This is a genomic window from Microcoleus sp. POL10_C6, from assembly GCF_036701585.1.
In the GTDB taxonomy this organism is placed as follows: domain Bacteria; phylum Cyanobacteriota; class Cyanobacteriia; order Cyanobacteriales; family Microcoleaceae; genus Microcoleus.
The window spans coordinates 23,735-35,969 of record NZ_JAUBRB010000042.1 but is presented as its reverse complement, the minus strand read 5'-3'; the positions used below and the strand labels follow the sequence as shown (position 1 = coordinate 35,969).

The following is a 12,235-nucleotide window of genomic DNA, read 5'->3' as shown; positions in this document are numbered from 1 at the left end:
CAACCTAAAACCTAAAACTTAGATAGAGTGCTATTCAGTCCCCCCGCCTTAAGGGAGGGATTTCTTATTATCTGGAGGTTTATTTAAAGAGTTAAGATGATTGTTCATATCCTGCAAATATTTTGATAAAATTGGGTATTGCGAAGTTGCTAAGAGTGGATCTTTTTTATCGGTGACAGTTTTTGCTAAGGGCAAAACGCGGTAGTTTAATTTGTTGTTCAAGCTGTAGCGTTGTACCCAAGTAGGATATGTTTTCACATCTGTAATTTCGGTGGTTTTTTCGGGAAGTTTTTTGCGAATATTTACTTGCAAAATTACGCCTAAGTCTGTATATTTTTTATTCTGACCGGAAATGAAGTTTCCCATTGAATAAATTGCTACAGCTTTGCGAGTTTTGCCATTTTTTCCGGGAAACTTAAAAATTTTGTAAGGTTGAACGACGTGGGGATGGCTGCCGAGAATGATGTCTGCACCAGCTTTTAATAGGTTTTCAACTAATTGTTTTTGTTGGGTGTTTGGCTGTCGCTGATATTCGTCGCCAAAATGCAGGGAAATTGCGATAATATCTGCTCCTTGCTTTCGGGCTTTGGCAATGTCTTTGACTATCTTTTTTTCGTCTATTAGCGAAACTAAGTAATCTTTGCCTTTGGGTATGGGAATGCCGTTTGTGCCGTAGGTGTAGGCTAGCTTGGCTAATGAAATGTTGTTTTTGGTGCTGATTAAAGTGCGTGAAGCTTCGGCGGCTGATGTGGCTGTTCCTGTGAACGCAATTTTGCGATCGCTCAGATTGGCGATCGTCCTAATTACCCCTTTTTCTCCACGGTCTAAAGCATGATTGTTCGCGGTTGTCAAGATATTAAATCCGGCTTTTTTAGCAGCATCTGCTAATTGAGCCGGTGCGTTAAATAGCGGATATCCCGTATATCCGCCCGCATCTTCCCCCGCTAAAGGTGTTTCGAGATTTCCGATGACCCAATCGCCTGTTGATAAGATACTTTTAACTGGTGCGAAGAAATTGTCAAAATTGTATGTTTTCTTTTTTGCATCGTAGCCCGATCGCGTTTGGGTACTGTGCATCATGATGTCGCCGACAGCAATTAGTTTCGCTTCTTTGATCTCCGACTTTGGTTCGGCGGGAACAGGGGCTGCAATTGGCGATGGCGTCCCGCCCCGCAAGCTACGACTTTCTGTAGGCTGTGTGTTGGTTTGTGGCGTTTGGATATTGCAGCCTGCGATCGAAAGCATGGCAATTAGCGAGAGCAACCGACGAAAATCCATGATTTTTGAGAGTGACTTGTCGGCTTATATGGTATCATAACTGATTTAGTTACGGTTAAATAGATGAAAAAAAACTATCTAATTCTTGCCTTTATTGTTTTTGTATCAATTACGGGTTTTGGTATTTTAACTTATGCTCAAACTTCGGGGAATCGACCTTTTGAATTTGCCTTGATTGGTGATTTGCCCTACAGTGCCGAACAGGAAGCACAATTTCCGAGTTTGATTGCAGATATCAATCGATCGCCCGCAGCGTTTGTAGTCCACGACGGCGACATTAAAAACGGTTCTAGTGTCTGCGATGATGCAACTTTTTTCAGTCGCAAGCAGTTATTTGATAATTTTGAAATTCCATTTATTCTAGTTTATGGTGACAATGAATGGACGGATTGCCACCGTTCAAAAAACGGCAGTTACGATCCAGTAGAAAGACTCGCTAAACTGCGGGAAATTTTCAACCAAGGTAATCAAAGTTTGGGAAAGCGCACTTTAACTCTCACCCGTCAAAGCGAAAACCCGCAGTTTGCTAAATTCCGCGAAAATGTTCGCTGGATTTATCATGGCGTTGTGTTTTTCGCGATTAATATGCCGGGAAGCAACAACAATTTTGGCCGCACTCCCGAAGCAGATGCAGAATATGCCGATCGCAATTGGGCTAACTTAGCCTGGATAAAAGAATGTTTTGCTTTAGCCAAACGCAGCAACAGCAAAGGAATTGTGTTAATTGCACAGGCAAATCCGGGATTTGAACTCGATCCGACGGACAAAAGAAGAAGTGGCTACAACGATTTTATCGCAACTCTCGAAACAGAAACAGGTAATTTCCCAGGACAAGTTGTATTCGTCCACGGCGATACTCACTATTTCCGCATCGATAAACCTTTACCCCGTTTTACCGATGAGACTCAATTACCTAGAATGAAAAACTTTACTAGAGTTGAAACTTTTGGATCTCCAAACGTGCATTGGTTGCGGGCTTTTTATGACCCTACAAATCCTAATTTGTTTGAGTTTAAACAGCAGATTGTTCCGGAAAATTAGGTGAGATAGCACCATTTTCATGCAAGATAAATATTTTTTTCTTACACTGGAGATAGTATAATCGAGGAATTTATTTATGACAATCGCAATCGGGCGTTTCACCCTGGAAGAATTTCTGAAACTGCCAGAAACCAAACCGGCTAGCGAATACATTGAGGGGGAGATTATCCAAAAACCACTGCCGAACACAAAGCACAGCTTATTGCGATTAAAAGGCTGCAACGAAATTAATCAGGTGACGGAAAATCCAAAGATAGCTTATGCGTTTCCAGAGTTGCGGTGTACGTTTGGCGGTCGATCGATTGTTCCAGATATTGCGGTACTATTATGGGAACAAATTGAATTTGATGACAGTGGCGAACCAGTGGATGATGTGCGAATTGCACCGTATTGGGCGATCGAAATCCTGTCGCCACAGCAAAGCTCAAATCGCGTAACTAGAAAAATTATTCACTGTCTGCAACATAATTGTCAGTTGGGGTGGCTAATCGATCCAGACGATCGATCGATTTTAGCGTTTTTACCCAACCAACAACCTCAATTCTGCGAAGGTAGCGATGTCGTTCCGGTTCCCGAAATGATTCCCCTGAATATCACCGCTGAACAGGTGTTTAGCTGGTTGAGAATGCAACAATGAATCAGGGCGAGATCCTTTTTTGTACCACTTTTAAAAATCTCCTGGTGTGGTTTGTAGTGAGGACTTTAGTTTTCATCTCAACTAAGGACTGAAATCCTTACTACAAACCAAATTCCCTATTGCCGCCACCTGTCAAATTGGTCTTCGGAACAGCCATTAATAAATTGATTGTTCACCCAACCGTCAAGGATTGTCAAAGTTTCATTAGGAGGATTACCCGAAAATCTGGCCGCAATTTTCACCCAATTACCTTGTCTGCTGACAGCTCTAACTCCGTCTCCTCTTTTGAGTTTAGCTACAACCGCGTACTTATTGCCTGGGCCTTTGCGAATGTTAACAGCGCCACCTTCACCTGTAATAAACGAGCAATGAGTTTGCTTTTTTAAAGCTTCTGCTTTTGCGGGAGAAAGACTTTGCTGCTTGCCGAAAACAGGAAAACTGTAAAGTGAGAAGCTAAAACTTGCAACGACGGCTGCAATAAAAAAGGCTTTTGATTGAGTAAAAATTAGCATTATTTCATTTCCGTGGATTGACTGAACTGAAGTCCTGACTATGAATTTTTTGAGAAGGATTTCAGTTCTTACTACTAACTATTATTTGACCGAGGCAAACCATTCGGTAACACCTTGGGCAATCGCCTCAGCTAATTTCTTTTGTTCTGTCGGATTCACAATCCATTCAAATTCTTCGGGATTGATCATAAATCCCAATTCCATTAAAACAGATGGAGCAACGGCAGGACGAGTCATGGCTAAGTTGTTCCAGAATACACCATAGCTCGGACGGTTCAACTTGGCAACTAAATAATTGTGCAAAAACACTGCTAAGCTGTGCGCTTGCGGGTGAAACCAGAAAGCACCGACGCCTTTAGTCTTAATGGCATCGCCGTTATCTGGCAAAGCATTGTAGTGAATTGAAATTGCGATCGCAGGTTCTTCTTTTTGAATCCTTTCCACCCTCGGTGGCAAATCCAAATCGACATCTTCAACCCGCGTCATTACCACATTCGCGCCCCGATTTAGCAATTCCTGTTGCACCAATTTCGACACTGTTAAAGCTACTGTTTTTTCTCTAATCCCCACTGGACTCACAGCACCTCCATCCTCCGGGCCGCCGTGCCCCGGATCGATGAGAATCTTAATTCCCGATAAGGGCTTTGCTTGCGAATTCGGCATCATGCTTGTATTCGCAGGCGGGTGTTTTAAAGACAACACTAAAGTTGTGCCATCGTATCTCAACTTGTAACCCCACTGCTGGGCAGATTTGAGATTAAAAGTGTATTGTACTTGCAGTGGCGAGATTTGTTGCCATTCCAAACGTGAAATTACCGGGTCATCAGAAACGCGAATAATGTCAGTTTGAGCAGTAGTATTGTACAGCGTTAAAGTAAAAGTGCCTTCTCCTTCCTGCACGGTGACTGGGACGGGTGTTTCTAAGGGAAATAATACCTCTGTCCAGCCGGAAACTTGACGCGAGCTGGCGCTGCGAATAATCGAGCGCGGAGGCACTGTATCCTTGACAATTCGCACTTCCGCTGCTTTAATCCAAGCACCGTAATCGAGTCTGAGCCATTCTCCTTCGCGCCCGATAATTGTTGCTCGCGTTCCCTTCGGCAGCGGTGTCATCCGAGAAAAATCTGTACTCGCCCCAGTTCGGGCGACACCAGGATCTGCTGTTACTTCGGCTATTTCTAAGTCAGCCGGAGAAAGAATAGTAATCTTGCCAGTACCTTGTTGGCTGATAGTTTTATCATTCATTGTTAGCTCAAATACAGGCACTCCTAATTCAACTTTTTCAGCCTTTGGTAGGGAAGATTTAGACTCATTGCTTCCCGTTGCCAAGGGTGGGGTGGGGGGAGTTTTAGCACAGCCTTGATACTGTTGGCTGCCGCCTTTTTTGATGGGGGAATTTGCATCTAACAGTACAGATGCGTTGTCGGGTAGTTCGACTTGCGATCGCGCTTTTAAAGGAATAGTAACGCCCGCCAATTTTACCGAAACTTGAGCATTCGCAGGTGCGATCGCCCCAAAGCAAATATATTCTCCCGGCAAACTCGCCACATCGACTTTCGGCGTCAGGGAATTTTTAGCAAAAGCCAATCCTACAGGGGCTTCCGGCTGATTTGACTCGCGCGTCACCTTAATTTTGACTTCCTGATTTTCGTAACGCAAGGTAAAGATATTTTCGCCGGGTTGCAGCGGAAAAGTAGGGGCGAAATGCCCGGATGCGGTGCGCGAAATTTGGTTGCCATTTACCAACACTTGTCCCGGTGCAGGCGCTGTACCGATTAAAAAAATGCGATCGGCTGTAGTTTTGTGGTTGGCGGGAGGATAAGCGAGAAACAAAGGTTGAGCCGCGACAGCTACAGAGGCGATCGCCATTATCAGCCCAAACACACATAATGCTAAAAATTTTCTCATTCTAAACCGCAACTAATTGAGACTCTGTTGGTTATTTATACTAGAACTTGGCCTAAGAAACCGGATTTCTGAGGATTAGCCGTAAGTCCTATTTACTATACAGGGCCCATTTTATCAGGTTTGTAGTTGCAATTGAGCGATCGGCAAAATAAATTACCGCATCAAACCATTAAGTTTTAATTAATTCCGAGGTCGTTCTCCACAGTTGCTCCAACCGATTCGCCGGCATCGTCAAATACAAAACATCCCCCGTACTCAAACAACAATTCAGTAAATCCCAGCCGTGGAGAGTTTGACAATTAGTTTCCACATACAGAGGCACAAAATCCGCAGACTTAGCAGCATCTTGAATACGGTGGCCACAGAAAGGATGGTTTGGCGTAATCAATGTGGCCAAGCAAACCCATAGACTATCAGCCGTCATTCCGTTGCCCAAAATTCTGCCTCCAATCGCCGCCGCTGCGAAAGCAGGAGCCGCCAATTCCGTCGGGTTCAAAACTCCTTCAAACTCAAAAACTTGCTGCACCATCAAAGCAAAACGTGGGTCTTGATTGCGAACAATAACTGATAGTTTTGGTGCCAATCCTTTAGCGCTCAAGGCAATTTCGACATTAGACATATCGCTGCTAGTTACCGCCAAAAGTGCTGCCGCTTGCTTAACATTAGCAGCTTCCAAAGTTGCAGGTAAACTGGCACTTCCCTGAATGACCGGAATTTTCATTGAGCGAGCCGTGTTCAGAAATCGGCAGTTGGGATCTTGCTCGATCGCCACAATATCGTAACCGTTAGTGTGCAGTTCTTTAGCAATTTGGATACCGATTCCTCCGAGCCCGCAAATAATGTAATGATGGCGCTGCGGCACTCGCGCCACATCCCAATATTCGGTAAAGCGAGTTCCCAATACATAATCGTTGAGCAGTGCGTAGCAGATGCCGACGATGCCGGCTCCAACTAACATCATGAGAATTGTAAATAGTTTAATGCTTTCTGGAGCTTGTTCTGCCACTTTTTCATGGCCTCCGGCTCCGGTAATCATCCCTACGGAAAAATAGAGAGAATCAACAATTGAGATATTATCGTCAACACAAATATAGGTGGCAGTAGCAACGGCAATCATTGCCAGCAGCGTCAATACAACAATTACTGCTGCTTGGCTGTGCTGCTGAAATCGGCGCAGGCTAGTTAATGTTTTTAGCAGTTTTTGAGTTAAAGTTTTTTGGGGGCTGTGGAGAGTCGGCTGAGTGGCAACAATTAGCCGATCGCCCTGCTGACACTGCCGATCGGCAAGCACCGCCGATACTAAATCAGTTTTGTTAGCAGCTGGCAGATAATAAATCAACATTCGCGATCGATCGTCCCACAAATCGCTCAGTTTTCGATTTTTCCAAGGATGTATTTCATCGATATATTCTTCGTGAATCGCCCAAGTGCGATCGAACAAACGTAACTGTCCGATCGCCTGATTGCCGAGAGCCGCAAAAGCAAAAACCGGAGCAGCCAATGATGAAACGCTCATGGAAGTGTGATCGGGCAAAGTGTGGTCAATTCTGTCGCCCAAGCTAGTATTAAACAATCTGTTAATGATGCGAATCTGAGGATTGAGAATCCTCGCCTGCATCAAAATTGCCAAATTTACAGCATCATCGTCTGCCGCAATTACTAAAGTGTGAGCGTTTTGAATGCCCGCCGCCAACAAGGTAGAAGCTGCTTGCAAATTGCCGACAACCACATCAGAAGTTTCGCCGCGAATTGGGCGATCGCTAATACCAACCACAATCGCTCCTTGCTGTCTCAACAAACAAAAAATCTTGTGTCCCGTGTGGCCCAACCCGCAAACAATGATTCGAGGTTTCATAAAAATTTATTTGCCAGCCAATTTCCGAGCTGTGCTTTCTAGTTTTACTTACCATTGTTGACTGCTCTGGCTTTGAAGAATGTAGCTAAAAACACTATCTAGGATACTTGTGCCACAGTCTCGAAGTGTTGGAAACAAAGAAATGGCTGTGCCGTGTTCCTAAAGCCACGTTTCCAAGTGTTGAAATAAACACACCACACTGCCATGTACCTACAGACAAGAGGTGCAACTAACCTGATTTAATATTTGAAAAATATCCGGGTGTGACAGCCAACCAGCGGAATTTGAATAGGTACGGACACTGCCCTGTCCCTACAACTATGACTTCCTACATAAATTTAGCTGCCTTAGTGGCAGGAGTTATTATGAAATTGACTGCACCCTTATTAGCATCCGCTTTAGTTTTCGCAGGTACTGTCGCCTTGGCAAGCCAAGTGCAAGCAGCTCCAACGAGCAACTGGAATAGCCCTAGAACAACATTTCAGTGCGTTACTTCCGGTCGGAATTTTGTCACAATTGCGCGGCGGGGAAATGTCACGACAGATCCAATGATTCTGTGGAAATCTACCGAATTCGGTCGCGAATATACACCTTGGCAGCGCTGTCAAATTGTTTCCAATAGATTGACAAAAGCTGTTGCCCAGAATGGTGGAAGATTGAGCAACTTGCAGTTAACAACAGGAATTGTTAATAACTTGCCCGTAGTTTGTTACGTGAACGGACAGGGGCGTTGCAACTCTCAAAATCTGCTGTTCACCCTAGACAAGCGCAATGCTAAAAATCCCGGTGATGCTTTAACGAGATTGATTAATTTTGCCCAAGACGGCAGCGGGCCAGTTACAACGTTCAGAACCGGAGCTCCATCGTCTGCACCGCAGTTTGTTCCCTTTGGAGATATGGTCGATCGAGCTTTTAATTCTCCAAACAATAAACCGTCAGTTCCTGTAACAAAACCGCAGGGCGATCGAGGTATTTAATAGCCGCGCCTCTAACTTGCACCTGAGAAATTTTGAAACTATTGTGGGGTGGGCTTCTAGCCCGCCCCTAAATATTTATATTAAAAACACTACACTGTCACCCCTTCAATCTTCTCATCTGTTAACTCGTACAACTCGCGCAACTGCTGCAACTTATCCGCATCCGGCAGCCAAAAACCTCGCCCGTTAGCCTCCAACATTCTGCCGACAATATTGCGAAAAGCTTCAGGATTGGCCTCCCGCAACTTCTTCGCCATCTCTTCATCTAAAGCATAAGTATCAGCCGCCTGATCGTAAACCCAACTATCAGTAAAATCAGCCGTTCCGCCCCAACCTATTAATGCCGTCATCCGCTGCGAAATTTCATAAGCGCCGCCAGAACCTTGATTTGCCATCGCGTTAGCCCACTTAGGATTTAGCAACTTAGTTCGATATTCCAAGCGCAGCAAATCTTCTAAATTGCGCGGAGTTGTATCCTTAGAAAAACTTTCTACAAAACTCGTGTTAACCTTTTTGCCGCGCTGCTTTTCTGCGGCTTTCTTCAAACCGCCAGTATTCGCATAATACTCTTGAATATCAGTCAAACCGTATTCCACAGAATCAATTTCTTGAATTATGCGATCGCACCCTTGCAACAACTGAGTCAAAACCTCCGGCCTCGCTTCCCCCTTATCCTTCCTCCCGTAACTAAAAACATTGCGACTTTCCCAAGTTTTCCCCAACTCATCCCCCGATTCCCAACTACCATCAACAACCCTATCGTTAACCAAAGAACCAAAATCCCCAGCCGGATTAGAAAACAACCTTGCCGAATAATTCTGCACGCCTTTTGCCTGCAAGATTAAAGCGTGTTTGCGAATAAAATTCTCCGATTCCGGTTCATCCGCATCCGCCGCCCGCACGAACAAATCATCCAACAATTCAATAATATTCACAAAGCTATCTCGAAAAATTCCCGAAAGATTTCCCAACACATCAATCCGGGGATGACCGACATCAGCTAACGGTTTTAATTCATAGCGAACAATGCGGCCAGTACCTTCTTTAAGAGGTTCAGCCCCCACCAATTCTAGCAAAATGCCAATAGATTCGCCCCGCGTTTTAATCGCATCCAAACCCCACAACATCACCGCCACAGTCTCAGGATAATTCCCATGTTCCTCAAGGTGCTTCTCAATAATTTTCCGAGCAATTTCGCGCCCCCTTTCATAAGCCGCCGGAGAAGGCATCCGATAAGGGTCTAAAGCGTGAATATTCCTGCCCGTTGGCAGCACCCCAGCCCCATCTCGCAGCAAATCCCCACCAGGGGCCGGCAGAATATATTCCCCATTCAAACCCCGCAAAAGATTAGTCAACTCATCCGTCGTTTGCAACAACAAATCCCGCACCAACAAACCCTCCTCAAAAAGCCCGCCAAACCCCTCTTGTGGCACAGGCATCTTGCCTGTGCTTGTTTGCGAAACAATTTCTTTTACCTGTTCTTGTGATAACCTCTCCCCAAAATAAGCCTCAAGATAAGAGGTCATTTCCTCAGAATTAGGCGGTTCCCCGAGAACGTGCAAACCAGAAGAAAACAAGCGACATTCCACCACCTGCAAATACTCGTAAAGCTTCACCAGATAGCGGTTAAAAGCATCAGAACTGAACATTCCCACATTTTCAAAACTAAAAGCAATACCCAACTTGCGAGCCTCATCAAACGGACAATCAGCCTCCAAACCGCTATCTAAAATTTTCTTACAAATAGCCTCTTTCAGCACATAATTATTTGCCGGATCTTCCCGATATTCCGCAATCAAATCCCGCAAAGCCATCAATTCCTTGTACAAGCCAGCGCGGCCGTAGGGCGGCACGTTGTGAGAAATCAAAACACCGTAACCGCGCCGTTTAGCTAACATCGATTCCGACGGATTGTTGGCGGCATAGATATAAAGATTCGGCAAACTTCCTAACAGAATATCCGACCAAGAATAGCCAGTATTTCCGAGAGGAGATCCCGGCAACCATTCAACAGTGCCGTGCATTCCGAAGTGAACCACAGCATCAGCTTGAAAATCATTTTGCAGCCACTTGTAAAAAGCAGCATATTGAGGGTGAGGTGTCAAATCGCGATCGAACATTAAGCGCATCGGATCGCCCGAAATTCCCAGCGGCGGCTGCAAACCTATCCAAACATTCCCCAGTTGAATGCCACCGATTTGGAACTCATCGCCGTCTGTCTTAATCCCAGTACCAGTTAAAGATTTCCACTGTTTTTCGATACGGCTTGTTGACAAGTAGCCCAGCCATTTTTCTAAAGTTTTGACATTAACAGTCTCTTTTGTGGTACGGGCATCTTGCCCGTCACCAGTAGCTTCATCCGCGTCTTTAACCCTGCGAATTAACTCCTCCCCGTCAGCCGGAATTTCTCCAACTGTATAACCTGCTGCTTGAAGTTTGTGCAGGAAATTTAGCAGCGATTTCGGTACATTTAATAAAGCAGCCGTACCCGCCGCACCGTAACCGGGAGGAAACCCGTAGAGAATAATCGCAATTTTCGTTTCAGATGGCGGAGTTTGCCGCAGTTTCACCCAATTTTTAATTCTACTTGTCAGGCGTTTCGCGCGATCGGGAACCAGATAAATATCCTCACCCACCAAACCGCCCAGGGGCACTGGATCGATCGCGCCATCCAACTCAGGCAAAGCATACAATACCACACTTTGCAAACCTCCAATCCCCTGACGAGTCCAAGAATGGATATCCTGAATCAGCAGAGGTGCGGACACAAAATAAGGTACATTTTTAGCAGTTAAAATCCGCTTAGCAACTTCCACCTGCCTTCCACCCTCCATCGAACCCGCAGGCCCGCCAACCAAAGGAAAGCCAATAGTAGAAACAATCGCATCAACTTCCACAGCATCTTTAGAAAGCGAAAGAGTTTCAATATTGCCTTGTTTTCTGCGCCCAGTTTCATCAGCAGTAGTCATCCAATCCCGCACCGCCACGTGGCCTTCAACACCATTGATAAAAATCGGCAAAGGCACAATTCCCGCATCTTCAAAATAGCGAATCAATTGAGGAATATAAGGCTGCTTGGTGATAACGTGTTTGCGGTAAAGCAAGATGCCCACAACAGGGGATTTTCCTCCCTCCACTTTTTGAGACCAATTGGTCTCAAATTTTGTGGAACGGGCATCTTGCCCGTTAGAAATCCGGTCTAAATTTTCAGACAAATTAGTCTCAAATTTTGTGGAACGGGCATTTTGCCCGTTATAACTATTTTTATCAAAATGTCTAGCCTCTTTTGTGGAACGGGCATCTTGCCCGCCCCTAGCACTTTGATTACCGAGATACCAATCCAAATATTGCCGAGGCGATTCAAAATAACCATTATAATCGGGATGCAATAAACCCATATTGGGAGTTTCCACAGGCGGCGGAATTTCTGCTACCTTCAGCCCCAAATACTTTTCGGCAATAATCCAAAACATTGAGACAACATTATCCGCACCGCCCGCATTCCAGTAACCATAAATAATCAGCCAGTTTCGCAAATCTTGCACTTTTTGCACGGGTACATATTTTAATAACTTCGGCCCAACCTTCAAAAAGCTGATATAACCAGCCAGCTTATCTTCTTCTCGCCCATTGCTGAACTTATCCAGAATAAATTTAACAGGCTTCGGCATTCCCTTCGGCTTGTCGCCCATTTTAAAAGCGCCGATTTGAGTAAGACTCATCAATTCCAAAGCCGACTCAAAAACCAGGCGAATAGGGATATGTTGCACCCTTTCCCGCAGCCACATTACCGCATCGTAATCAAACAGCAAACTCCCAAAAAACACATCAGCATTCGAGAGAGCGGTGGCTACAGCGTCAGGTTCCTCTGCGAGGGCCCGATCGCTAAAAACCCGTACTTCCAATCCCTGACAGCCAGAAACAGCCAACTCGGCAGCTTTACGGTACAAATCAGCATTAAAAGATTCAAACCCTGCAATTAAAACAATGCGTTTCACAGCCAAACCTCCGAATATTTGCTTGTTTT

8 protein-coding genes are annotated in these 12,235 nt (G+C 45.1%); 3 read left to right on the top strand and 5 right to left on the bottom strand.

Annotation, left to right across the window (positions count from 1 at the left end; translation table 11 throughout):
• Positions 1-48 precede the first annotated feature (48 nt).
• Entirely contained in the window at positions 49-1,278 is a 1,230-nt protein-coding gene (locus tag QUA34_RS21205; RefSeq protein ID WP_333389144.1) for a CapA family protein, read from the bottom strand.
• A gap of 63 nt (positions 1,279-1,341) precedes the next feature.
• On the opposite strand from QUA34_RS21205, the gene QUA34_RS21200 reads away from it, so the two are divergent.
• Complete coding sequence (locus tag QUA34_RS21200; RefSeq protein ID WP_333324912.1) at positions 1,342-2,319, top strand: hypothetical protein; 978 nt, start codon at positions 1,342-1,344, stop codon at positions 2,317-2,319.
• A 76-nt stretch (positions 2,320-2,395) separates the two neighbouring features.
• Entirely contained in the window at positions 2,396-2,956 is a 561-nt protein-coding gene (locus QUA34_RS21195) for a Uma2 family endonuclease (protein WP_333389143.1), read from the top strand.
• Positions 2,957-3,072: 116 nt separating this feature from the next.
• On the opposite strand, the gene QUA34_RS21190 is transcribed toward QUA34_RS21195, so the two are convergent.
• The 3 genes from QUA34_RS21190 to QUA34_RS21180 form a co-directional block, all read right to left on the bottom strand.
• Positions 3,073-3,468: an SH3 domain-containing protein gene (locus tag QUA34_RS21190; protein WP_333324908.1), complete on the bottom strand. Its 396-nt coding sequence runs from the start codon at positions 3,466-3,468 to the stop codon at positions 3,073-3,075.
• An 81-nt stretch (positions 3,469-3,549) separates the two neighbouring features.
• Positions 3,550-5,376: an N-acetylmuramoyl-L-alanine amidase gene (locus QUA34_RS21185; RefSeq protein ID WP_333389142.1), complete on the bottom strand. Its 1,827-nt coding sequence runs from the start codon at positions 5,374-5,376 to the stop codon at positions 3,550-3,552.
• Positions 5,377-5,545: 169 nt separating this feature from the next.
• Positions 5,546-7,231 (bottom strand): NAD-binding protein, encoded by a 1,686-nt coding sequence (locus tag QUA34_RS21180; protein WP_333389141.1) that lies wholly within the window; start codon positions 7,229-7,231, stop codon positions 5,546-5,548.
• 320 nt (positions 7,232-7,551) lie between these two features.
• Here QUA34_RS21180 and QUA34_RS21175 point away from each other — a divergent pair, with 320 nt between their 5' ends.
• A complete protein-coding gene (locus QUA34_RS21175) occupies positions 7,552-8,208 on the top strand; it encodes a COP23 domain-containing protein (protein WP_333389140.1) in 657 nt (218 codons plus the stop codon).
• 89 nt (positions 8,209-8,297) lie between these two features.
• Here QUA34_RS21175 and QUA34_RS21170 read toward each other — a convergent pair whose 3' ends face one another.
• Positions 8,298-12,206: a cobaltochelatase subunit CobN gene (locus QUA34_RS21170; protein ID WP_333389139.1), complete on the bottom strand. Its 3,909-nt coding sequence runs from the start codon at positions 12,204-12,206 to the stop codon at positions 8,298-8,300.
• Positions 12,207-12,235: the final 29 nt, after the last annotated feature.

Excerpts from the sequence above, each read along its gene's own strand:
- QUA34_RS21205 (WP_333389144.1), bottom strand. The coding sequence starts at position 1,278 with ATGGATTTTCGTCGGTTGCTCTCGCTAATTGCCATGCTTTCGATCGCA.
- QUA34_RS21200 (WP_333324912.1), top strand. The coding sequence starts at position 1,342 with ATGAAAAAAAACTATCTAATTCTTGCCTTTATTGTTTTTGTATCAATT.
- QUA34_RS21180 (WP_333389141.1), bottom strand. The coding sequence starts at position 7,231 with ATGAAACCTCGAATCATTGTTTGCGGGTTGGGCCACACGGGACACAAG.
- QUA34_RS21195 (WP_333389143.1), top strand. The coding sequence starts at position 2,396 with ATGACAATCGCAATCGGGCGTTTCACCCTGGAAGAATTTCTGAAACTG.
- QUA34_RS21185 (WP_333389142.1), bottom strand. The coding sequence starts at position 5,376 with ATGAGAAAATTTTTAGCATTATGTGTGTTTGGGCTGATAATGGCGATC.
- QUA34_RS21190 (WP_333324908.1), bottom strand. The coding sequence starts at position 3,468 with ATGCTAATTTTTACTCAATCAAAAGCCTTTTTTATTGCAGCCGTCGTT.
- QUA34_RS21175 (WP_333389140.1), top strand. The coding sequence starts at position 7,552 with ATGACTTCCTACATAAATTTAGCTGCCTTAGTGGCAGGAGTTATTATG.